This is a genomic window from Carboxylicivirga agarovorans (genome assembly GCF_050589845.1).
GTDB lineage: Bacteria > Bacteroidota > Bacteroidia > Bacteroidales > Marinilabiliaceae > Carboxylicivirga > Carboxylicivirga agarovorans.
The window spans coordinates 254145-277889 of sequence record NZ_JBNGPA010000002.1 but is presented as its reverse complement, the minus strand read 5'-3'; the positions used below and the strand labels follow the sequence as shown (position 1 = coordinate 277889).

Annotated in this window: 19 protein-coding genes; 11 read left to right on the top strand and 8 right to left on the bottom strand. The window is 40.1% G+C overall.

Translation table 11 applies throughout. The features are described from left to right. Positions 1-84 precede the first annotated feature (84 nt). The gene (locus tag ACRD69_RS03250; protein ID WP_430813631.1) at positions 85-843 is read left to right on the top strand and encodes an SDR family NAD(P)-dependent oxidoreductase; all 759 of its coding nucleotides are present in this window, start codon (positions 85-87) and stop codon (positions 841-843) included. Positions 844-845: 2 nt separating this feature from the next. Then, positions 846-1922, top strand: coding sequence for an Ldh family oxidoreductase (locus tag ACRD69_RS03245; protein ID WP_430813630.1), 1077 nt, complete (start codon positions 846-848; stop codon positions 1920-1922). 40 nt (positions 1923-1962) lie between these two features. Here ACRD69_RS03245 and ACRD69_RS03240 read toward each other — a convergent pair whose 3' ends face one another. From ACRD69_RS03240 to dapA, 5 genes are all read right to left on the bottom strand, one after another. Then, positions 1963-3204: a serpin family protein gene (locus tag ACRD69_RS03240; RefSeq protein WP_430813629.1), complete on the bottom strand. Its 1242-nt coding sequence runs from the start codon at positions 3202-3204 to the stop codon at positions 1963-1965. 106 nt (positions 3205-3310) lie between these two features. Further along, positions 3311-3859 carry a hypothetical protein gene (locus tag ACRD69_RS03235; protein ID WP_430813628.1) on the bottom strand — a complete coding sequence of 183 codons (549 nt, stop codon included), beginning with the start codon at positions 3857-3859 and terminating at the stop codon, positions 3311-3313. A gap of 6 nt (positions 3860-3865) precedes the next feature. Beyond that, positions 3866-4780 (bottom strand): DUF6588 family protein, encoded by a 915-nt coding sequence (locus ACRD69_RS03230; protein WP_430813627.1) that lies wholly within the window; start codon positions 4778-4780, stop codon positions 3866-3868. A gap of 120 nt (positions 4781-4900) precedes the next feature. Beyond that, positions 4901-5641 (bottom strand): NADPH-dependent oxidoreductase, encoded by a 741-nt coding sequence (locus ACRD69_RS03225; RefSeq protein WP_430813626.1) that lies wholly within the window; start codon positions 5639-5641, stop codon positions 4901-4903. Between the two features lie 912 nt (positions 5642-6553). After that, positions 6554-7444, bottom strand: coding sequence for a 4-hydroxy-tetrahydrodipicolinate synthase (dapA, locus tag ACRD69_RS03220; RefSeq protein WP_430813625.1), 891 nt, complete (start codon positions 7442-7444; stop codon positions 6554-6556). A 314-nt stretch (positions 7445-7758) separates the two neighbouring features. Here dapA and ACRD69_RS03215 point away from each other — a divergent pair, with 314 nt between their 5' ends. Both ACRD69_RS03215 and ACRD69_RS03210 read left to right on the top strand, forming a co-directional pair. Further along, a complete protein-coding gene (locus ACRD69_RS03215) occupies positions 7759-8430 on the top strand; it encodes a hypothetical protein (protein ID WP_430813624.1) in 672 nt (223 codons plus the stop codon). Positions 8431-8591: 161 nt separating this feature from the next. Beyond that, the gene (locus tag ACRD69_RS03210) at positions 8592-10166 is read left to right on the top strand and encodes a sensor histidine kinase (RefSeq protein WP_430813623.1); all 1575 of its coding nucleotides are present in this window, start codon (positions 8592-8594) and stop codon (positions 10164-10166) included. Here ACRD69_RS03210 and ACRD69_RS03205 read toward each other — a convergent pair whose 3' ends face one another. Beyond that, a complete protein-coding gene (locus tag ACRD69_RS03205; protein WP_430813622.1) occupies positions 10167-11810 on the bottom strand; it encodes a M56 family metallopeptidase in 1644 nt (547 codons plus the stop codon). 5 nt (positions 11811-11815) lie between these two features. Beyond that, positions 11816-12175, bottom strand: coding sequence for a BlaI/MecI/CopY family transcriptional regulator (locus ACRD69_RS03200; protein ID WP_430813621.1), 360 nt, complete (start codon positions 12173-12175; stop codon positions 11816-11818). Between the two features lie 183 nt (positions 12176-12358). On the opposite strand from ACRD69_RS03200, the gene ACRD69_RS03195 reads away from it, so the two are divergent. The 7 genes from ACRD69_RS03195 (at position 12359) to gap (ending at position 22535) form a co-directional block, all read left to right on the top strand. Next, a complete protein-coding gene (locus tag ACRD69_RS03195; protein ID WP_430813620.1) occupies positions 12359-13594 on the top strand; it encodes a hypothetical protein in 1236 nt (411 codons plus the stop codon). A gap of 4 nt (positions 13595-13598) precedes the next feature. Continuing rightward, complete coding sequence (locus tag ACRD69_RS03190) at positions 13599-14375, top strand: polysaccharide biosynthesis/export family protein (RefSeq protein ID WP_430813619.1); 777 nt, start codon at positions 13599-13601, stop codon at positions 14373-14375. A 76-nt stretch (positions 14376-14451) separates the two neighbouring features. Continuing rightward, positions 14452-16833 (top strand): polysaccharide biosynthesis tyrosine autokinase, encoded by a 2382-nt coding sequence (locus ACRD69_RS03185; protein WP_430813618.1) that lies wholly within the window; start codon positions 14452-14454, stop codon positions 16831-16833. A 117-nt stretch (positions 16834-16950) separates the two neighbouring features. Beyond that, entirely contained in the window at positions 16951-20241 is a 3291-nt protein-coding gene (locus ACRD69_RS03180) for a YCF48-related protein (protein ID WP_430813617.1), read from the top strand. A 216-nt stretch (positions 20242-20457) separates the two neighbouring features. Continuing rightward, positions 20458-20928 (top strand): hypothetical protein, encoded by a 471-nt coding sequence (locus ACRD69_RS03175; protein WP_430813616.1) that lies wholly within the window; start codon positions 20458-20460, stop codon positions 20926-20928. Between the two features lie 224 nt (positions 20929-21152). Continuing rightward, positions 21153-21281 carry a hypothetical protein gene (locus ACRD69_RS03170; protein ID WP_430813615.1) on the top strand — a complete coding sequence of 43 codons (129 nt, stop codon included), beginning with the start codon at positions 21153-21155 and terminating at the stop codon, positions 21279-21281. A gap of 246 nt (positions 21282-21527) precedes the next feature. After that, entirely contained in the window at positions 21528-22535 is a 1008-nt protein-coding gene (gene gap / locus ACRD69_RS03165) for a type I glyceraldehyde-3-phosphate dehydrogenase (protein ID WP_430813614.1), read from the top strand. Positions 22536-22719: 184 nt separating this feature from the next. Here gap and ACRD69_RS03160 read toward each other — a convergent pair whose 3' ends face one another. Further along, the gene (locus ACRD69_RS03160; RefSeq protein ID WP_430813613.1) at positions 22720-23730 is read right to left on the bottom strand and encodes a PorP/SprF family type IX secretion system membrane protein; all 1011 of its coding nucleotides are present in this window, start codon (positions 23728-23730) and stop codon (positions 22720-22722) included. Positions 23731-23745: the final 15 nt, after the last annotated feature.

Below are 23745 nucleotides of genomic sequence, written 5' to 3'. Positions count from 1 at the left end.
TTTAAACGGAACACTTGAGAAACGTCGAAATATATTACGCGAACTTTCGATTTTAATTGAGGAATAATATAAAAACACGCATCTATGAATAAAATAGCAATGGTTACCGGAGCCACATCCGGCATTGGTAAAGCCACAGCAGTAAAACTGGCTAAAATAGGATTTAACCTCATCATCACAGGGCGAAGAGAAGAGAAGCTGACCGCATTAAAAGCTGAATTGGAAGCCAACAACATACAGGTCCTGCCTCTTGTTTTTGATATCAGAAATACCGATGCCGTTGATTCAGCTATTACTGCCATAAAAGATAACTGGACAAACATTGATGTACTGGTTAACAACGCAGGCCTGGCAGCCGGTGCCGACCCCATTCAAGATGGTTTGTGGAGTGACTGGGAACAAATGATTGACACCAACATCAAAGGTCTTTTGTACCTTTCGAAAAAGATTATCCCAGGTATGATGGAACGCAAGCAAGGACATATCGTTAATGTTTCATCAATTGCCGGTAAAGAAACCTATGCCAATGGCAATGTATATTGTGCCACCAAGCATGCAGTAGAAGCCATTACCAAAGGAATGCGCATTGACCTGCTACCATACAACATTAAGGTTTCATCAGTTTCTCCGGGTATGGTAGAAACAGAATTCTCCATTGTTCGCTATCATGGTGATAAGGAAAAAGCAGACAATGTATACAAAGGTCTGATCCCACTTTATGCCGAAGATATCGCTGATGCAATTGAATTCATGGTCACACGTCCACCCCATGTTAACATTAACGATATGCTGATAATGCCTTCAGCACAGGCCAGTGCGGTATATAATCACAGAGAAGGATAGAAATGGTATATACAGCCAAAGAGCTAAAGAATTTTGTCTACAATACTTTCAGAGCAGCGGGAGCCAGTGAAAAACATGCTTCATTGGCTTCCGAAGCACTTATTGCGGCCGATTTAAGAGGTGTGGACTCCCATGGTGTCGCCCGCCTCTCCGGCTATATCAGACTTTGGCAGCAACAACGCCTTAATATGCAGCCCAATATTCGCATTGAGCATGAAACGCCAAGCACAGCTGTTGTTAATGGCGATCTGGGAGCCGGCTTGATCGTAGCGCAACATGCCATGGATATAGCCATTGAAAAAGCCCAAAATGTTGGTACCGGATGGGTGGCTGTCAAAAACTCCAATCACTTTGGCATTGCAGGTTATCATGCCATGAAAGCTCTGAAACATGATATGATTGGCATTAGCATGACCAACGCCAGTGCTTTGGTTGCTCCAACTTTTTCAAAAGATCGAATGCTGGGTACCAATCCCATTGCCGTAGCTATACCCGCACTGCATGAACCACCTTTCGTTATGGATATGGCAACCACGCCTGCTGCCAATGGCAAGCTTGAAGTTAACGAACGTTTAAACAAAAATATTCCTGAAGGCTGGGCACAAACAAAAGAAGGAAACACAACAAACGATAACAGGGCCCTTAAAAACGGGGGTGCCATGTTACCATTAGGTTCTGACAGGGAACATGGTTCACACAAGGGGTATTGCCTGGGCGCCTGGGTGGATATATTCTCGGCTGTTTTATCAGGAGCCAATTATGGCCCCTGGGTACCTCCATTTGTATCTTTCTTGTCACCACCCCCCAATCCTGTAGGTGAAGGCATCGGCCATTTTATTGGTGCCGTTCGCATTGATGCCTTCAGACCCGCCGGGGAGTTTAAAACACATATGGACAACTGGATCAGAACCTTCAGGAGTGCTCAAAACATTGATGGACAACCAAGGGTTGAGATTCCCGGTGATCAGGAAAGACGCATTGAATCAGATAGATTAACAAATGGCATAAACCTGCATCCAACAGTATTGAAGGATCTGAAAGATTTAGCCATTCATTTAAATTTCAAGTCAAAGCTATAGAGTAAGATGATTCTCTCAACATGGCTCTTCACTTTAAGTTTCAGTTCGCAGCCTCTGGCTGATAGACCTGCCCTAAAAACAGAATGACTCCTGTGTCTTTTTCACGAATGGCAAAAACAAAAGGTTGGTTAACATTGAATATAATTGATGCTCCTTCACCTCCAATAGAGGTAAGCTCCATACTAACGCTTGTAACAGCAGCTGCTTCTGTCCCTTCTTCATTAACCTCTACAAAGCTTTTGTGTAATACTTTACTGATCTTTAGATCTGATATTCCATTTTCGTTCATAAGACTAAAATCAGCCCTATCAGAGAAAGCCGTTGACATACCCAAAGCAATTAATGGATCGTTTAATTGCTGTTTACTGGCAAATGAAAACTTTGGCAATGACAATGCCACCCCCCTTTCAACCATGTTATCAGTCATTTCTTTCCATTGAGCATCATTCAAATTATCAACAAATTGCGCGAGCCCCTCACCATTATTTGGCATAGCAATTACCATCTCAAAATGACCATTACCATACGGAATTGACACACATTTACCTGCAGCCCCTGAATAATAACCGAGATCAGCTTCAACACTCATACTTGGAACATGGATCGTTGAACCATCCATCAGAAAGAATGCATCATCCTTCGTATTCTCTTTGTCAAAACGATAAGTCCACCTTCCTTTAAAATAGATAGCATTAATCAGGAACATCATATGTGCATCATTTATTTCTTCAACTATTTCTTCAATCCGTCCCTTTGTTTTACTATTCACCCAATCATTAATAATCTCTTTTGCCCTGGCGCCGTCAGAAAAATCAAGTGCTTTAACATCTGCATCATAATAAACCTGATTCGAAGAAACGAAGTCGGCAGATATTGGATAACTATCACGATACCAGATTGAGTTGGCAATATCCATCGTAACTTTTGAGTCCGCACCAAGCAGCTCGTCCCTGATAGTTTGGTTTGCATCATTTAATTCACCAATTTGATAATCCGGAAAACTGAGTGCCGATGTCATTTCATTAAAAGTTGAACCATTTGCTCCATTTGAGACCATACATAAGGCCTGCGATATACTTAATGGCGAAATCATCAGATTTTCATTCGTCTCTTTTGATAAGATACCAAACAGGTTAAATCCAAACTGATTAGAAGCTTCAACCGCTTCCTGGGATTTTAGGTCAAGATTAATAGATCTGTATGTTTCCGGTTCATGGGAGTCGGAACACGCTATAGCGACATAAAAAAGAAAGAAAAGAGTCAGGCTTTTAAAAGTATTCATAATAAAGTCTTTACAGAACCAGACTAAAAATCGGACCTTTGGGTTGCGTATACGCATAAAAAAAGTGAGCTTAACACTCACTTCCTTATGCTTTAAGGCGCAGCATTTAAATGGTTTCAGCATACACAAGCGTTCCTCTTACAAACACCTCAATATCTACGTTGATAACACCATCCGGTGGAGTAACCACTCCTTCTGTTTCAAATACAACATCCTGCCAGCCGTTGCCTTTTGCTATTTCATTCAACTGTAGTTTCAATTCATTAACTCCGGCTTCTTGCAAGCCTTTCACAACCGCTACTTTCATTGGCTCATCTCCAATAGTCACTTCAAAGCCTTCAACCACTCCTATAAATTCCTTTGTACTCCACGATTGAATGGATAAGTCCATACTTACCCTGGTGGCAGTATTGCCTTGTTTGGGTGTAACTTCAACCCAAATGGCCTCCAATATAATCTCATTAATAGATGAACCATCACTCACATCATAAATGGCATCATTGATTTCACTAACAGGTATCACCACCTTCTCTTCAAAACCGGAAGTAGTTATACTAAATACACCACTCTCTTCTATGGTAGGATAAAGCAAAATATCTTTTTCCTCACACCCCCAAGCCATTATAAGCAGCATCAATATCATTAACTTTTTCATTGCTTTCTAGTTTTCGTTAATACCTATTCCTAAACCAACGGCAAAAGTATTTTGCTTCGCCATATTATAATCACCATGAACTTTTACCGGACCAAAGTTGAAACACAAACCTATGGTTCCTCGGATGGTATTGGCTCCTTCAAGCTCAAACCTGATCTCATCACCCGGCTCGCTTAATCCGGAAATATCAGAACCTTCATAAACATACTGCACATCAACCTTACTCGTTTCATATCCCAAACCGCCATAAAACGTTATAACCGGGATGGAAATACTTGTTTGCAGGTTGACCACATTCGTCTTGGCATCCATGTAATCACCAACTTTAAAAGATTGGTTATAGTAGCCCACCGACAAAGCAACGGGCAGTGCTGTAATGTACTGATCGATACTGTGGCGTACACCCCAACCAAACACATCTATCTTGCCATAATCATCAACATCAAGTGTAATGTATCGGGCTGTAAAATCGGTACCAAACAGTGAACCGACCGTTATCTGCGGCATGGCCAGAGGCAGGTAATCTACATCAAATCCTCCGGGAAATACGTATTCATACATTCCTCCGGTTCCTTCAATCGGCACACTTACACCTTCTGTCGGTCCAAATACTGATGGAACCTTATAAGGTCCTTGCTGAGGAAACAGATCGCTATCGGTATAAGCCTGAAAATATTTGGCACTATTGGGAATAGTAGCAACCTGCGCGACAACACCAATATAAATACTAAATCCCTTTTTATTAACCTTGGCATTGTGGAACAATCCGCTGTTAAAATCCGCTGAAAAAGCATCGGCAAAAGGCTGAAGATACATTTGCCCGTTTTCCTCGGTATACTTCGATAGAATTTCTTCTACTGTTTGAGCATATGCACATGAAATAAATAGGCTCAACACCATTAAACACACTAAGTTTTTCATGTTTTTTCTATAGAATTTACAACCGAATCCTCACATGTGGCAAGGTATTTTTGACCAATGGACAAAAAAAACAGGCAAGCAACTAAATGCTTGCCTGTTCCTGTCTTATATTATATTTTGTTACATAAATCCCTGATCTTTCAACACCTTTAATAATGCAGCACTAAAATGCTCATTATCCGCTTTTTTATACCTTACATCAGTAAACACCTGCGCCAGGGATTCCTTACTGTTTTCAGCAACAAAGGCCTTATTTTCCTCTAAGTTTTCTTTTTCTGAATATAAATCATTGATACGCTCCGCTGAATAATCTTTATAAGTCTCATTGTGCACGACAGCTTCAAGCGGTAAGCGATCCGCCTGTTTCGGATCCTCATCCGGATAACCAATGGTAACCGTTGTTACCGGTACAACTCCTGCTGGCAATTCAAGCACATCAATGATTTTATCAGCCAAATAGGTTGTAGTACCTAAATAGCATATTCCCAAGCCTTTTGCTTCGGCAGCAACGCAAACATTTTGGGCTACAAGTAATGCATCGATAGCCGCTGTTACAAACGACAGGAAATTATCATAGCCAGGCTCCGCATTATTTTGCTTACACCACTTGTTAAAACGGTTAAAATCGGCACAAAAAGTTAATGTTACCGGTGCCTGCTTAACCATTGGCTGGTTAAAATGACAAGGGGCCAATTTTTCTTTCATTGCTTCATCCCGGGTAACAACAATGCTGTAAACTTGCATGTTTCCCGTTGTTGAAGCCCTTATTCCGGCTTCCAATATCTCATTCAACACAGAGGCTTCAATTTCCTGCTCTGCGTATTTACGTATTGTCCTGTGGTCTTTTAAAACATCTATCATGGTGTGGATTATTTTTATTGAGCACCAAATGTAAAAAATTAATCACGACAAATCCATGACTTAACCCGGCATTAACACCGAATACTTATCCACCGCCATTTATCCCGGATTATTACTTTAAGCACTAAATAAACTACGCCATTCCATTATCAGGCAAACAAACGAATAAGAACGAAAACGTCCCTGACTGCTTCAGACTAAACATAGCATCGGCAAGCCTTATACTGAAATAAGGCCCTGAACTCACTTTGTCTGTTTATCAAAATATCAGCCAATAACTCACTTTCTTCTTTTTGTCACAAGCGTACCTACCTGCAGTCTGGTAGGGGTCTTATTCGGGATCAACCTCGCCAGGAGCGAGGTTGATCCGAAGCGGTACCGAAGAAATACCGAAGGAGGGTCGAAGAATTACCGAAGCCACCCCTTGCATTTACCGAAGCCATCCTGCAATTTTTCCGAAGCGACACCATATTTTTACAGAAAATTAAAGAAGATAATTTAAAGAAAGAAAGTGTAAACGGACTTATATCGCCTATACATGAATGTGATTATTGTTAAGTAACAAGCCGGTGCGTTGATTGCCGTTACATAAAGACCAAAGGTATCACTCGATATATGTGAGGCTGGTTTGAGTTGCGCGTTCGGCATATTTTCACATTGGACCATAAGACACATCCCATGTAAGATGCTGCCAATGCAAGATCAGATGTCTTTCTGAACAATAGACGGCCATGCTCAAATCTATTCGACGATTAAACAATTCGACAAATTACCAATACAGTCCATTTAGCCTTGACCCGAAAAAATACCTGTTATTCCTTATAAAGCCGCCAGAAATTGAGCATTGACATAAAAAAAGAGTGTTTCCGTTGAAACACTCTTTTTTATCCAATCCAACAACAACTAAATTATCTATATAATATTTAGTTTTCTTAATTCGTTTAGCAGGCTTCGCTTCGTCACATCTTCCATTGAACACATTGGCGAGCGAAATACTTCTTTTACCCTGCCCATTTCAGCCAATGCTGTTTTTACAGGAATCGGATTTGACTCAATAAACATCAGATCCATCAACACGCGGTACTTGTAAAAAATATCATTCACAGTTGCAACATCACCTTCCAGCGACGCTTTCATTAATTGAGCAAATGCGTTTGGAATAACATTGGCAATAACAGATATACAACCATCAGCACCAAGCAGGTTAGCTGATGAAGCCAAAAAGTCGTCCCCGCTATATATCACAAACCCTTCAGGGCGTCGCGCAACCAAATCAACAAACAATGCCAGGTCGCCTGATGCTTCTTTAATACCAATAATATTGTCGAAGTCATTGGCTAATTTGATAGCATTGTCAACTGATATTTTTGAACCTGTTCTTCCCGGAACGTTATACAGTATAATTGGCACATCAATAGCTTCGGCTACAGTGGCAAAATGCATATACATTCCTTTTTCAGTTGGCTTATTGTAATATGGCCCAACCACCAATACTGCATCAACACCAATTGCTTCAGCTTTTCTGGAATACTTAATACACTCTTGTGTAGAGTTACTTCCGGTTCCGGCAATGACAGGAATGCGACCTGCAACTCTCTTCACAGCCCGCTCGATCAAAAAGGCATCTTCGTCACCTGTTAATGCAGGTGTTTCACCGGTAGTACCGCATACTACCAGCCCATTTGTTCCATTTTCCAAATGCCAGTCGATCAATTGATCGAAAGCATCAACATCAATCTCTCCATTCTCCTGAAATGGTGTCACTATGGCAACAATCGAACCTTTTAAATCAAAGTTTTTCATGTGTTTATTTTTTCTTATTTATAAAAACCGGCCTCAAATCAGAGGGAATGGGTACGATGGCAATCCTCTGCAATGAATTTTACCACCTGACTAACACAAAGGCTTATGCATTCAACTTTATAATGCTGCAATTCTTTCCCTTTTTATTTCCCTTTTCCGTTGACACAAGTCAAATTCAACTAGTTAATCTTACTTTTCTCGTGTCAAAAATATCAATTGCAATGAGCATATGAAAGTTTTTCAACAAAAAAAACTTCTTTATAACACTTTGTTAATATCTTAACATTCTATATATTTGCACAAAACTTTAACGTATGAAAACTGTAAGTCAGGCCGTAGAGTCGGTTATAAAAGTGAAGCCGTTTGTTATCGAAGCCTTATGTGAAGGCTTGTTGAATATCTCGTCACTGGCACGCCAGATCCAACCTATGGTTGAAAAACTGACCGAGAAACCGGTGAAACAGGGAGCAATAGTTATGGCATTGAACAGGCTTGCTCCGCAGCTTGATTACTCGCTTAACCGCAACTTACAAAAATTACTGGAATCACTGGGTGATATAATAGTGCGTTCGAACCTGACAGATTATACATTCAGAAACAGCAATACCATTTTTAACAGCCACACAAAGGTCATGCAGGAAATCAGCACACATCAGGATGTATTTTACACTTTAGTGCGTGGTGTTTTTGAATCGAACCTTGTTGTTAGTTCAGCTTATGAAAGTTTAGTTGAGAAATATTTTGCCGGCGAGGAGTGCCTGCTCAAACAGGGTGAGTTATCGGCCATTACCTTAAAGTTGCCCGCAGACAATGTGCAGGTCACCGGTTTCTATTACCACATTATGAAGGCCATAGCCTGGGAAGGCGTTAATATCAAAGAAGTCATCTCAACAACAAATGAATTTACCATTATTGTAAATGACGAAGATGTTGATCGTGGTTTCACAATCTTGAAGAACCTTAAAACTGCTTACAAAAAGAAGTAAGATTCAACGCAATTATATCATTCTTAGGTTGGTTTATTTCTCTGCACCTGCAAAAAAGAGCTATAAAGCCTAACCTTTTTCGTTCCTTAAGCGTTGTTAATAGTAACAACCATATCAACAACTTCCGGTATAAACAACCGGGAGGCTAACCAAGGTAATGAATGATGGACGAGAGTGAGTTATCAAAGGAGGGATTAATAAATAAAGATCAGGGACATAGGCCATCCATTAAATGCAAGAACGGTGAAGATTGTCAGTTTGAAGAAACAAACTCCAACCTCAACGCATTAATCAACAACCAGGACGCATCAATATGGTCAATTGACTGTGATTATAATTACGTCATTTTTAATGATTATTTTAAAAATGCCTACAAGGAGACATTTGGCATTACCCTGGAAAAAGGACTTAACTCCCTTAAAATACTCTCACCCGAACTGGCAGCATACTGGAAGGAAAAATATGATACAGCACTTAAAGGCCATCAAATAAGTTTTGAATTCAATAATGAACACAACAACATTGTTTATACATTTAAGGTATCATTAAACCCGGTTATTTCAAACAACACGATCATTGGGGTATCAGCCTTAAGTGTTGATATAACAGAGCAAAAAAGCATTAAGCAGAGTCTGTTGGAAAACAACACCAACATGATGGCTATTATGGAGAATACACTTGAGAGCATATGGGCGATCAATACCTCCTATGAGATTTTATATTCCAACAGTGTTTTCACAAGAGAGTTCTATAATAGTTTTGGGGTCAGACTCGAAAGAGGGAGCAACCTCCTAAAGTCACTGCCAGAAGTACTTCAGCCAATCTGGAAAGCCAGGTATGACAGAGCCCTGAATAACGAACGTTTCTCATTTGTTGATGAAATTGATATCGGAGACAAGATCATTTATATTGAAGTGTCAATGAACCCTATAATCAGGGATAATAAAGTTATTGGCGCTTCCTTTTTCGCCAATGATATTTCACGACGCGTTAACGCTCTTAAAGCACTGGAAGAAAACGAACAGCGCTTAAAAGAATCAAACATTACCAAAGACAAGTTTTTCTCAATTATCGCCCACGATCTGAAAAGCCCTTTTACAAGTATCGCTGGCTTAAGCGACCTGCTTGTTTGCGAAGCCCAAAATGGAAGAAACTTCGAAAACCTGGAAGATACTGCCAAAATCATACAAAAGTCTTCCCACCAGGCAATGAACCTGATAACCAACCTGCTTGAATGGTCACGTTCACAGTCAGGACGAATGACTTTCTGCCCTGATCATTTTGATGTAACAAGCATATTACAGGAGGAACTATCAGCATTTGAAGCCATTGCCAAACAGAAGCAGATAAAAATAAGCAATACGATTGAGACAGGTACCATAATTTTTGCAGACAGGTATATGATTAGTTCCATTTTCCGCAACCTGATCTCCAATGCATTAAAATTCACCAATACCAGTGGGAAAATTTCAATTACTTCACAAATAACTGAAGCAGAAATCTCTTTTTCAGTTGCTGACAGCGGTGTGGGTATTGATATCGATGATTTACCAAAACTCTTTGTAATTGACCAGAACCATAGCACAGCAGGCACCGAAAACGAACAGGGCACCGGTCTGGGTTTAATTTTGTGCAAAGAGTTTGCTGAAAAGCACCAGGGGCATATTTGGGCAAAGAGTGAAAAAAACAAAGGCAGTGAATTTTGCTTTTCACTGCCTCATACTAATCAGTATTAATTAGTTAAATTCCACCGGTACAACCAGAGTCGTTGAAACAGGTTTTCCTCGCTGAACACCTGGTTTCCAATCTTTCAGTTCTGACACGATTTTAACGGCTATTGCAGCCTCTTTGTCATCCCATCTCTCAAGTGCTTTTGTTTGAGTTATACCTCCTTTGTGACTTACTGTAAATTGAACTTTAACGGTTCCGCTTAACTTTTTAGCCTTTTTCTCTTGTTCTATTCGCGTATATAAGTTAGCAAAATAACCATCCATTCCTCCTTTGTAGCTTGGCATTTCTTCAACTACGTAAAAGACCGGCTTTCCATCTTTCGTTGGAGGAGGAGGTGGTGGTGGAGGAACCATCTCCTTCTCTTTCTTAACAGGAGGTGGAGGAGGTGGCGTCACCTTATTTTTATACCTGGCCCGATAAGCAGACGGATCAAGCTCATAAGCTGAATTCTTTAGAATAACACTAATCTCCTTACCCTTTTCGGGAACAAGTTCCCGGGTTTCAAATCCCACAAAAGAAAATACAATGACATCATCTTTAGTTAGTTCCAGTTCAAATCGTCCATCACGATCAGCTACTGTTCCAATTGTTTTGCCCTTAAGGATGATACTGGTGCCAGGAAGTGCTGACTTAACTATATTTTCATCCCACATTCCTGAATTAGCGTTTTGAATCAACTGTGTGTCTATCTGACTATACACATACCCTTTAACTATAAAAGTTTCATTCTTATCCTGAACAGAAGTGTCGTTTATTGATTCAGGATTGGAACGATATTCATATACAGGCTCACTAAAAGCCCATAGCAAACCACCTATCAGAGGCAGTACCAACAGCAGCTTTAAGAGTCGCCATTTGGATTTTCTGTTGTTTTTCATCATTTTTAATCGTCGTTTATTTTGGGAGAACCGGAAGTGATTGGCTAGCACTGACGCTTCCGCTCCCATTGTTTCACAAATAATTGTCTGCAAATAATCTTCATATCTATGCCCGCTTTCCAATACCCCCTGATCGGCCAGAAACTCTAAATTCTGCTTTATCAGGCGCGCATAGTGCCAGGCAAACGGGTTATACCATTGAAATACTATGAATAACTCACTGACAAGCACATCAATCCAGTGTTGTTGATACAGGTGTACCCGTTCATGATTTATGATTTCTGTATGTTGTGAATTTAAATAGCGCTCATGCTTTATAAAAATCCATTTCCCGAATACGAAAGGCATGTCAACCCTGGAATTAATACAGACAACAGAACCCTCGAATTCAATTTTGCGGGAATTATGGAGCAGCTTAAACATATTAAACAGCATCCCTATTATTCTAAGCAAAAAGATAACAGTGATGAAGCTGTAAAGGTAAAATACAGCTCCATACCAGTTAAACGAGTCTGAAGTGGCCTCTTCAACCATAACAGGCGCAGCCTCTCCAACTTCCACTTCCTGAAACAATTCACTCTTGGCAACAGGTTCAAGCAGTATGGTATATTTTAGTTCGGCAAGTGGCAAACACAAGGCCGTCACCAGACCAAACAGCAAAAAGAATCGAATCGCTTTGTAATGGGCATCATTGCGCAGGAACAACTGATAAATGACTAAAAACAAAAACAATATCAGAAAAGACCTTGCGAAATAAGTTAGTAACTCCATAGCTTTTAATTTGAGTTATTGGCTTCCTTTAATAATTCTTCCAATTGTTCGATATCCATATCATTATCTTTGGCAAAGAACGCTGCCAAACGAGCAAAACTTCCACCAAAATAATTCTTAAGCAGGTGTTTCATCTGGTATGAGGAATATTCTTCCTTGCTTATAAGAGGAAAATAAACATAGATATTTCCCACCTTCTTAAAATCGACCACCTCTTTATTTTTTAACACCTTTAATACAGTAGCCACTGTATTGTAAGCCGGTTGCTTTTCTTTAAATCCCTTTAAAATATCCTTAATAATACCCTCTCCCATCTCCCATAGGATCTGCATTACCTCTTCTTCCGCTTTTGTTAATTGTTTCATGCTCATTCGCTGTCTGATATATTCTACTACAATTATAATACTATCTTTTTAGTATTGCAACTATATTTATAGTATTTATTATTCCAGACACCAACTTTTAATAAATTATAATAAATCACAATTTTAATGTAACAAAGGAATTATCAATCCGTAACAAAACATCGTTGGGAAAATAAAGTGTTTATGAATTTGAAAGCAATAGCAATATGTTGCTTCCTGGCTTTGTATTGCCTTATCCTTAAGGCTGAAAAAGCGAATGGAAAGAATCTTGAGGCGTTCCTCAGAGATACCACTTCTCTGGAAGTTGACACAAGCGCAAATGTGCCTGTTTTTTTTGGTGCCGAACCTGAATTGGTTGACACCACCGCTACGGTCGCCCTGGAACCGGCACCGCAAAATCAAGCTGTAACAGATACCATACAGCCCAAACAAGAATCATCAACAACTGTAATTAAAGGATATAGTCCCTTTACCAACTACACAGATACCTTTGTTGTTGCAACTCCAACATCAGACACAACATCCCCAAAAGTAAACCTGCGACTGCAAAGAGCTATTGCCAACCTGAATGCTACAACAAACGACCAGGCAACGGACAATTTTATTCATGAAAATAACATTGGTTACTCTAAAACATCGTTAACACAACTGTGGTACAATTATATCAATGCGTCGTATACTTCAAATACAAGCACTAACGAACAAGATCTTATTGCTGAAAACACAAGTACCGAAGCCAACAAGCTTGTTGTTAAACAAAACCCGGAGTTACTTCAGGCAACAAATACGAAATCATCAGATTATCCGCCAGTCACCTCTAACAATACCCCTGTAGTAAAAACGAGAGCTTCAGTCAACAATACCAGTATTGAAAGCGATGTTGTATTCTACATTCAGATAGCAGCAGCCCGCTCAGAGCTGTCTTCGTCGGAAATTGATCTCGTCAATAAAACGCAAGCTGAATACAGAATTACCAATGAAAACGGCTGGTATAAATACCAGGTACCCATAGGCTCTGATTACATATCAGCACGCCAAACCATCAATGAATACCCGGGTAAGCAGGCATTTTTAGTGGCCTACAAAAGTGACCAACGCCTTAATCTTTGGGAAACAGTTAAACACATCGAGTTAAAAACAGCTAAGCGAGACGAACTGCTTTTTGTGGTTCAGGTTGCCGCAAGCCGTGACCTTCTTTCTGAAAAAGAAAAAAATCAACTGCTTCTGCCAGGAGATAATTTAAGAATTATAACAGAAGACGGTTGGCATAAATACCAAATCATAGTTGGTCCATCCTATCAACTGGCCCTCAGCAAATGTAAAGTGATCGGAATTTCTAAATCATTCCCTGTCGCCTACCTCAATGGAGAAAAAATTGATATGGCAAAGGCAATAAAAATGACAATAACTAACAACTAATATCATGAAAGAAACATTAACAATGCGCAGGTTTACATTACTTGTGCTGGGATGTTTGGCTTTATTTGGCACATCGTGCATAAGCCTTAAGAAAAGCGAATTGATTCAACCTATTTCGATTCCTGGTTACGATAGCGAATTTGTAAATGAACAGCGCGATTCGTACCGGATAAACATTGGCGATAACCTATACATGAAAGTGTACAGTTCTGATGTTAAGACCTCAAAGTTTTTCAGAACTGACTTTCCCGAGTTAATGAATGACTCGTACATTTATTTAAACTCATACAAAGTGGATGAGCAAGGCTATGTCAAATATTCTTTTATTGACAAGGTAATGGTTAAAGGCTTATCTATCGAAGAGGCCCAAACAGCGGTGCAAACAGCCGTTGAAGAATACTTTGAAGACGTTACAGTACAAATTAAGCTGGTCAATTTCAGCATTTCAATCATAGGTGAAGTAAACCAACCTGGTAACTTCAACATTGACCGCGAACAAATAACCATACTTCAGGCCATAAGTATGGCAGGTGGACTTAAGGAATTTGCCAGGGCCGATGAAGTTAGATTAGTACGAAAGAGCGCTAACGGTACAGTTGTTAAAAACCTGGATTTGACAGACAGTAAGCTATTGGAGTCTGAATACTTCTTTTTACTGCCTGATGATGTGGTATATGTTGCTCCCCGTACATCTAAATCATATGCATTCGAGAAATTCCCGTATGCACTTCTTGCAGGTGTATTAAGTATTGCGTTGTCCATTTATGCAATAACTAAATAATACCGATAGTTGAAAACACGATGCATTATAACAATCAATATTATAATGCTGATGTCATACTAAAATATGGTATAATATGAATCCGAATACAGGCTCTCAGGCAAGCTTTGATTACTATCTGAAGCAAATAATCAAAGCCAGTAAATACTGGCCCATAATGACTGTTTCAGTCATTATAGCTCTGCTGGCGGCATTTTACATCAATGCCACCACCTTGCCTGAGTATCTTGTATCGACTAAAGTACTTGTGCTTGATGAGGAACAGGTTGATCCTAACAGTATTTTAGGCTTGAGCGAATTCAACAAATCAAAAACCAAAATCGCCAACCAGAAAGGTATTCTCAAATCCTATGAATTCATTAAAAATGCGATCAGGAATCTGAATTTCGAGATCAATGCCTATAAGGAAGACAGGTATGGCAACCCCAGGCGCATCTATCCTCTTTCTGCTTACAGAATTGAATACGATGTATTTCACCCTCAACTGATCAATACTCCTTTTACTATCGAGTTTCTGGACAATGATCAGGTGCACATTCAAACTACAACAGAAAACGGATCACTGTATAACTACTATACTGAGAAACTCGTCAGAAGAGGTATTGTATCTCATATAGACACCATCGTAAAGCTAAATGAACCGTTCAGTAACGACATCTGCAGGTTTACCCTATCTTCAGACAGGGCAGTACCGCAGGGTGAGAGCTTTAAGTTCGAATTCCTTAACCACCACCAATGCGTGCAGCAATTCAGTCAATTTTCCATTGAGGAAGAGCCGCAATCATCCATTTTAAACCTGTCATTTAAAACCAGTAATACAGCTATTGGCGCGACCTTTCTTAATCAACTAACCCAAGCCTACCTGTATAAAGATGTAGAAGGGAAAAACAAGGCCAAAGAACGTACCATCGATTTTATCAATGACCAGTTATTACAGGTTCATGATTCTCTAAGCTATACCGAATCTTCTATCCAGGAAGTAATCGATAACAATGGAGGCGTAGAACTGGAGGTGAAACGAAGCGCTATATACGGTAAGCTGGACACTTACCAGGCCAAGCTTTCCGAGTTGAATATGCAACTGCGCTATTACGATTATTTGCAAAGTTATCTGAATGAGAACAATTCATTGGAAAATGTAGTTCCGCCAACATCAATTAAACTCGACAACCCCCAATTAAGCAAATTATTGTCGCAGCTATTTTCGGCCTACATGGAAAACGAAGATATTGAAAGCATTACCAAAAAAGACATTCCACACCTTGCCCACAACAGGGCTGAAATTAAAAAGCTTAAACGCACCATAATTGAGACCCTTGATATGTCAGCCTCTACGCTGAGACATGAAATCAGTACCCTTGAGAACAAACTGATTGAAGTACAGGGTGATCTGGGTCAACTTCCTCAACACCAGCAAAAAATTGTTTCAATTCAACGCCGACACGCTATTAACGAAACACTTTACACTTTGCTTTTAACGAAAAAGTCGGAGTTACAAATAGCTAAAGCATCCACCTTGCCAAGTCATGAAATACTGGATCTGGCGCGTGAAGACATGGCTAAACTGGTCAGTACACCACCATCGAAAATCTACTCCAAATTCCTGGCGTTCGGATTACTTATACCTGCCGGTTTTATTTGGGTGTTGCTTTTTTTCAATGATCGTATTCAAAGCAATGAGGATATACAGATGATAACTGACTATCCTGCCATGGGACATATCATTCATAATAAAAGGTACGATCCTGCCATTGTCATAGCCCGACCTAATTCGCTTGTGGCAGAATCATTCCGGTCATTAAGAACCAATATACAGCATCAAAACGGCACAAATAATAAACATGTTATCTTAACCACATCGGGTAATATGGGTGAAGGGAAAACCTTTATGTCCATCAACCTGGCTGCATCTTACGCTCAAACTGGCAAAAAGGTAGTGTTAATTAATTTTGATCTTCGCAAGCCTAAATTAGAGCTATACCTTAACAAACAAACAGACGATTGTCAGGGTATTACCGAATACCTGACCGGTTTTAACACCCGCATTGATGAATTAATTAAACCAACCGGGCAGGAAAACCTGTATTTTATAGCTGCCGGCACCAGGCCTCTTAATGCCTCCGAGTTATTAACAAAAAGCGCATTAATAGAAGATTTAATAAACCAACTACATCAACAATTTGATTATATAGTTCTTGATACTCCCCCAATAGGCAGGGTGGCAGACGCCATTTCATTACTGCCTTATGCTGACACCCACCTCTTTGTGGTTCGACACAACCTCTCTCGGAAACATCAATTGAAACAATTATTCAGCGACTTACAGGAGAAGAATATCAACTCATTCAAGGTAGTCATTAATGGCATTAAGGTTAAGCCTAATCGCTTTGGATACGGGCAAGGCTATGGCTATGGCTACGGTTATGGCTATGGTTACGGGAACCATGAAGAGGATTAAGGCGGGATTAGCAATCGGTCAAATATTAACTATCTCACTTTTTAAAAGCTGAGTAATAGTTATTTTTTCCCTATCTTCGATTTTATCAATTAAGTTTTCACCCCAAATCATAATATGATGATAAATCGATCATTAGGAAAACTCACCTCTCTCCTCTTGGTGAGTGCATTATTACTTGGTAATGCTTCTGTTTTTGGACAGAAAAAAAAGAACAAAGAAGCTGACGAAGAAAAGTCAGCCATTAACAGTGAATTAGTTTCAGGATTAAAACTACGCAACATCGGTCCGTCGTTTACCTCGGGTCGTATTGCAGATTTTGCTGTTAATCCGAACAACCACTCTGAATTTTATGTGGCCGTTGCCAGCGGTAACATCTGGAAAACAACCAATAAGGGCATCACATTTGAGCCTGTATTTGATAAATATGGTACCTACTCCATAGGCTGCCTGGCCATGGATCCCAACAACAGCAATGTGGTTTGGGCAGGGACCGGCGAAAATAACCACCAGCGTGCTTTAGGTTATGGCGATGGTGTTTACAAAACCGTTGACGGTGGTAAATCATGGGAAAATATGGGCTTAAAAGAATCACGCCAGATTGGCATGATCCTGATTGATCCGAGAAATTCTGATGTAGTATATGTGGCTGCTGAAGGTTCTGCATGGGGACCAGGTGGTGAGCGCGGATTATATAAAACAAGCGATGGCGGTAAGAACTGGACAAAAGTTCTTGACGTAAGTGAAAACACAGGTATCAACAACATCATTTGCGATCCGCGTAACCCTGACATTTTATATGCCACCTCTGAACAACGCCGTCGCCACGTTCATACCAAAATTGGTGGTGGTCCTGAATCAGCGGTTTACAAGTCGACTGATGCAGGTCAGAACTGGCGCAAAATCATGAAAGGATTGCCATCTGAACATATTGGTGGCATGGGCATTGCCATCTCGCCTCAAAACCCTGATGTTTTATATCTTATTGTAGAGGCTGCCAATAAATCAGGCGGTTTCTTTCGCACAAGCGATCGTGGTGAATCATGGAGTAAGATGAGTGATCACCATTCCAGTGGTCAGTATTACAACGAGATATTCTGCGACCCGGTTGAGTTTGACAAAGTTTATTCAGTTGAAACATTCTCTCACCTTACAAGTGACGGAGGTAAAACATGGACCAGGCTAAGCACCAAAGACCGCCATGTTGATGATCATGCCTTATGGATTGACCCAAGGGATAACAAACACTTTATGATTGGTGGTGACGGTGGTGTATACATTACATATGACAACGGTAAAGCATGGAGACAGGTCAGTAACCTGCCTGTTACCCAATTCTACCGTGTTACGGTTGATAATGACGCGCCATTCTACAATGTCTATGGCGGTACCCAGGACAATGCCACGCAAGGTGGCCCTGTACGTAATACATCCGAGTTTGGTGTTACATCAGGTGAATGGTATGTAACAGTATTTGGCGATGGCTTCTGGTCAAGGGTTGATCCCACTGACCCCAATATTGTGTATAGCGAGTGGCAGTATGGTAATGTCGTGCGATACGATAAAAAAAGCGGTGAGAAGATTATGGTGAAACCTCAACCTCGCAAAGATGAAAAAACCTACCGCTGGAACTGGAATGCTCCTTTAATTCTTAGCAAGCACAACCCAACAACCATTTACATGGCAGCCAACAAGGTATTTAAAAGCACCGACAGGGGGAATACCTGGGAAGTTATTTCAGAAGACTTAACGGCTCAAACAGACCGTAACACCTGGCCGGTGATGGGTAAATACTGGAGTGTCGATGCTGTTGCCAAGGATGTTTCAACGTCACAATACAATACGATTGTTTCATTGGATGAATCACCGGTAAAAGCCGGCTTGATTTATGCCGGTACAGATGACGGCCTGATTCAGGTCACCGAAGATGATGGCGAAACATGGCGTAAAATAGCATCATTCCCCGGTGTTCCTGAATATACTTATGTGAGTGATATTTATGCATCGCGTTTCGACGAGAACGTTGTCTACGCCACGTTTGACGGAATGAAAAGTGACGACTTTAAGCCTTATATCCTGAAAAGTACAGATAAAGGACAAAGCTGGACCCCAATCACAAATGGTCTTCCTGAAAACGGAACTGTTCATACCCTGGAGCAGGATACTGAGCGTCAGGAGCTCTTGTTTGCAGGTACCGAGTTTGGTATTTTCTTTTCAATTGACGATGGAGCTAACTGGACACAATTAAAAGCCGGTATCCCAACAATAGCCGTTCGTGACCTGGCTATTCAGGAACGCGAGAATGATCTTGTAATGGCAACATTCGGAAGGGGCTTTTATGTCCTTGACAACTATGCCCCGCTTCGTGAGTTAAGCAAAGAACTAACAGAAAAGGATGCATATTTATTTGAAATAAAAGACGCTCCATTATTTATGCAAGTGGATAAAATATACGGTCAGGGAGCCACTTATTATGGAGCACCCAACCCTGAATATGGCGCCACATTTACTTTTTACCAGAAGGATACTCCAAAGACACAACGTCAGATCCGTCGTAAAAAAGAAAAAGAGCTCTTTAAAAACGGAGAACGTATCCCTCAGCCATCATGGGCAGAATTAGAAGCCGAAGAACAAGAATTGCCGGCATATCTGTTGGTGACCATTAAAGATGAAACGGGCAGCGTGGTTCGTACCTTCACTAAAAAGCCGGCAAAGGGCATTACTCGTTTTAACTGGGATTTACAATACAATAGTACAGACATTGTAAAAGCCAAAGAGTTTGATCCTTTCAAAAAATCAGAGGGAGGGATTTTTGTTCTTCCTGGCAAATATACTGTTGAAATCGCCCAGGTAAAAAATGGCGAAGCAGTGCAGTTAGCCGCTCCAAAATCATTTAATGTGGTTGCTTTAAACAATACCACATTACCGGCCAATGATCGTCCGGCCATGGTAGCCTTCCAAAAGGAAGTGAGTGAACTTTCAAAAGCCATGAACGGAACACTTGCTCTTGTTAATGAAATGAAGCAGGAAGTGGCTGCAATGAAACAGACAGCCCTGGTACTGCCTGATGCTCATGCTGAAGTATTGCCTCAGTTAAAAGCCATTCAAAAGGAGCTTGATGATATCTATTTTGCTTTCAGAGGTCTAAAAGCCAAAGCAAGCTGGGAAGAAATTCCTCCGGCTGATATGCCATTGATGAATCGTCTGAACAGCATAATCTGGGCACAAATTAACAGCACATCTGACATCACTACCACCTCCAAAACAAGTTTTGACATACTGAAGGAAAAGTTTCCTCCTGTATTGGAGAAGGTAAAAATAATTGCAGAAACTAAACTGCCGGAAGCACGACAACTACTGGACCAAATGAATGCTCCATATACAAAAGGACGCATTCCACAGTGGAAGTAATGTTAATAAGAAAGTAAGAGTTGAGGGGTGAGAGTTGAGAATATATACAACATACCAGGCAATAAAAAGTATGGTTTTTGCCGCTCACTTCTCAACTCGCATCTCTCACCTTTTCTATAGTCAATACTAATTAAAGTTCTATTAACAAAAACAGTAGATTATCTCAAAGGGGTTTTCTATATTTACCACGTTAACTTTTAATACTTATAAAATAAAATGACACCAAAAGCCATTTTGCCGCACATTGGATTCGGCAGCATCAAATTCGGGATGGAAGAACATGAAGTATCTAATTTCTTAGGCGATCCTGATGAAACGGAAGTACAAGATTACGGCGAGGGCGCTGAAGCTAATGTACTTTATTTCGATGAAATGGGAGTTTCCATGTCTTTCGACAAGGAAGAAGATTACAAATTAGTTGAAATTTCTTTTGAAACAGAAAACTTTATCCTGCACGATGCCATAAAAGTTGGGATGCCCAAAGCAGACTTCCTAACATCGCTTGAAAAGCTGGATATGGGTGAGTATGATCTTGAAGAAATGAGTGATGATGGTTTTGATGATAAGGAGTTGTACGTTTTCGAAAAAGAAAATATCAATATCTGGATGGATGAAGAAGCTGTTTCTTCTATTCAGATCGGTCCTGAGTGGGTAGATGATGAAACCATCCGCTGGCCTGAAAAATAAAGACATTAAACTCTTTTAAAGCCCTGTTTCGACAGGGCTTTTTTATTCTGTATCATTCATGTAAAAAAAAACGTTATTCATGTAGGATATCCATACTTTGCCCAAGTAGCCAATAATAAATGAAACCCTTCAACTCATTTTGCGTTTACCATGTTGTAATACTAAAATATTTTGGAGATATAGAATTATCTTCTATTTTTACAGACAAAGTAAAGGATATTAAGATGAAAAAGATTTCGTTGATTGCCGCTGTTTTATTTTTGATGGTGTTGGGGATGAGTTCATGCAAAAGCACAGAAGATTGTCCGGCTTACAGTACTACTGAAGTTGTGGACAACTCAGAAAGAGCATAAATAATACAGTTCAGAAAAGCATTACAGTAACATAAAAGGAGTATGACACTCGCTTTTATGTTACTTTTTTTTGTTTTATACCCCCACCGTTATCTGCTTGTTTTCCAACCAGTAGTTTTCATATCCTTATTTTAAACTTTATTAAGAAAATCATTTTCGTATTTCTTGATGATTTAATTATGATTTGCTACTTTTGCGTTGCATTTTTGAAGACCTTATTAAAACAATTCTTAAAAAAGCAATAAAATGTCAAAAATCAAGATTGGGATTAACGGGTTTGGCCGTATCGGACGTTTCGTTTTCCGTCAGGCTGTAGCTAAAGGAACAGTTCAAGTTGTTGCTATCAACGATTTGATCGATGTAGATTACATGGCTTACATGTTGAAGTACGATTCAACTCACGGTCGTTTCGACGGTACTGTTGAAGTAAAAGACGGTAAATTATTCGTAAACGGTGACGAAATCCGCGTTACTGCTGAAAGAAACCCTGCTGACATTGCATGGGGTGCTGTTGGCGCTGACTATGTAGTTGAGTCAACTGGTCTTTTCCTAACAAAAGAAAAAGCACAAGGTCACATCGACGCTGGTGCTAAAAAAGTTGTTATGTCTGCTCCTTCTAAGGACGACACTCCTATGTTCGTAATGGGTGTTAACAACAAAAAGTACACTAACGATATGACTTTCGTGTCAAACGCTTCTTGTACTACTAACTGTTTAGCTCCTATCGCTAAAGTATTAAACGACAAGTTTGGTATTGTTGATGGTTTAATGACAACTGTTCACGCAACTACTGCAACTCAAAAAACTGTTGACGGTCCTTCTATGAAAGACTGGAGAGGTGGACGTGGTGCTGGTCAGAACATCATCCCTTCATCAACTGGTGCTGCTAAAGCTGTAGGTAAAGTAATTCCTGAGTTGAATGGTAAGTTAACTGGTATGGCTTTCCGCGTACCAACTCCTGATGTATCAGTAGTTGACTTAACTGTAAACTTAGAAAAAGGTGCTTCTTACGATGAGATTTGCGCTGCAATGAAGGAAGCTTCTGAAGGCGAATTAAAAGGTATCTTAGGATACACTGAAGACGCTGTTGTTTCTAACGATTTCATCGGTGAAACTCAAACTTCAGTATTCGACGCTAAAGCAGGTATCGCTTTAACTGACACATTCGTAAAAGTTGTTTCATGGTATGACAACGAGATGGGTTACTCAGCTAAAGTATGTGAATTGATCGAGTACATGGAATCAGTAAAATAATTGATTCCCTCAATCATATTAAAAAGGCTTCCTTCGGGGAGCCTTTTTTTTTGATGCCAGGCCAAACAACCGGTCTGCTTTTACCTTTAAAGGGTGTTAACATACATGGGAATGTGTGCTATAAGGGGTACCGCTAATCTGATGTGTCAACAACCTGAATTCGATATTAATTGTCGACATCAGGTTAATAACTCAGAAACTTGTAGTTATGGCGTTTATTGCGTCTTTCGATAGAACATGGGATCGCACTTTTACTTTTGTCACGACATACGCGGTAATTAATAACAAGCTGGTAAGTATTTCCATAAGCCGAGCGGGCTTTAGTTAGACCAAACTGATACTCAAGCCCAACACTGACATTCTTAAATACAACACCGCCGGTAAGTGCCATCCCTAGTGATTTACCGATCTTTTCTTCCGTGGTATGACGATACGAAACCAGACCCCATAATGCCCAGTCAGGATCAGGTGTAGGCATGTAAAGTTTCAGATTGGCATCCATTCTACTGTCCACATACATGTTGCGCCGATATAGAAAAGTTGGTTCAATGTAAAAATCACGATCAGGTATCTTATAGCTACCGCCCGCATGAAAATGCATATCTGTGGTGAGTTTGGGCTCATCCTCATGGGTATACATCGGGTTGTTTTGTGGCAGCAGATTCGTTACTCCAAGACCTATATGATAATCATTATACTTCAGCAGGATACCAGTACTGGCATTGAAGCCCCATCCGCTTTCATTACTTCCTGATATAACAGGATCAAAATAGTCAGGATCCATCAGCTCTTCTATTTGCAGGGAACTTTGCTCTAAGGTAAAAGCCAATCCAAATGATAAGGTTATCGCCCTTCGTTTAGATTTTTTAAGTTGTAACTCATAGGAAAATGCCTGGTGCAAACCCATTTCCTTGTAATAACCGTTTCTGTCATTATAAACATAGGTTCCAGAGCCTAACTGCTGCATTACCGGTATCTGAAAACTAAACAACTGGTATGTAGGAGCCAGGTCGGTTCCGAACCATTGTTTCTGAAAAATACCGGTGGCAGTAACGCAGTTTTTATGAAAAGCTGCAGCAGCAGGGTTCATCTGAAACAAATCATATACATATTGATTTGTCAGATAATATTTCTGCGAACAACAAGGCTTCACAAACAGAAATAATAAGAATAGTATAACTGTAATCTTCCGCACAATATCTCTGTTAAG

Excerpts from the sequence above, each read along its gene's own strand:
- ACRD69_RS03250 (WP_430813631.1), top strand. The coding sequence starts at position 85 with ATGAATAAAATAGCAATGGTTACCGGAGCCACATCCGGCATTGGTAAA.
- ACRD69_RS03245 (WP_430813630.1), top strand. The coding sequence starts at position 846 with ATGGTATATACAGCCAAAGAGCTAAAGAATTTTGTCTACAATACTTTC.
- ACRD69_RS03240 (WP_430813629.1), bottom strand. The coding sequence starts at position 3,204 with ATGAATACTTTTAAAAGCCTGACTCTTTTCTTTCTTTTTTATGTCGCT.
- ACRD69_RS03235 (WP_430813628.1), bottom strand. The coding sequence starts at position 3,859 with ATGAAAAAGTTAATGATATTGATGCTGCTTATAATGGCTTGGGGGTGT.
- ACRD69_RS03230 (WP_430813627.1), bottom strand. The coding sequence starts at position 4,780 with ATGAAAAACTTAGTGTGTTTAATGGTGTTGAGCCTATTTATTTCATGT.
- ACRD69_RS03225 (WP_430813626.1), bottom strand. The coding sequence starts at position 5,641 with ATGATAGATGTTTTAAAAGACCACAGGACAATACGTAAATACGCAGAG.
- dapA (WP_430813625.1), bottom strand. The coding sequence starts at position 7,444 with ATGAAAAACTTTGATTTAAAAGGTTCGATTGTTGCCATAGTGACACCA.
- ACRD69_RS03215 (WP_430813624.1), top strand. The coding sequence starts at position 7,759 with ATGAAAACTGTAAGTCAGGCCGTAGAGTCGGTTATAAAAGTGAAGCCG.
- ACRD69_RS03210 (WP_430813623.1), top strand. The coding sequence starts at position 8,592 with ATGATGGACGAGAGTGAGTTATCAAAGGAGGGATTAATAAATAAAGAT.
- ACRD69_RS03205 (WP_430813622.1), bottom strand. The coding sequence starts at position 11,810 with ATGGAGTTACTAACTTATTTCGCAAGGTCTTTTCTGATATTGTTTTTG.
- ACRD69_RS03200 (WP_430813621.1), bottom strand. The coding sequence starts at position 12,175 with ATGAAACAATTAACAAAAGCGGAAGAAGAGGTAATGCAGATCCTATGG.
- ACRD69_RS03195 (WP_430813620.1), top strand. The coding sequence starts at position 12,359 with ATGAATTTGAAAGCAATAGCAATATGTTGCTTCCTGGCTTTGTATTGC.
- ACRD69_RS03190 (WP_430813619.1), top strand. The coding sequence starts at position 13,599 with ATGAAAGAAACATTAACAATGCGCAGGTTTACATTACTTGTGCTGGGA.
- ACRD69_RS03185 (WP_430813618.1), top strand. The coding sequence starts at position 14,452 with ATGAATCCGAATACAGGCTCTCAGGCAAGCTTTGATTACTATCTGAAG.
- ACRD69_RS03180 (WP_430813617.1), top strand. The coding sequence starts at position 16,951 with ATGATAAATCGATCATTAGGAAAACTCACCTCTCTCCTCTTGGTGAGT.
- ACRD69_RS03175 (WP_430813616.1), top strand. The coding sequence starts at position 20,458 with ATGACACCAAAAGCCATTTTGCCGCACATTGGATTCGGCAGCATCAAA.
- ACRD69_RS03170 (WP_430813615.1), top strand. The coding sequence starts at position 21,153 with ATGAAAAAGATTTCGTTGATTGCCGCTGTTTTATTTTTGATGGTGTTG.
- gap (WP_430813614.1), top strand. The coding sequence starts at position 21,528 with ATGTCAAAAATCAAGATTGGGATTAACGGGTTTGGCCGTATCGGACGT.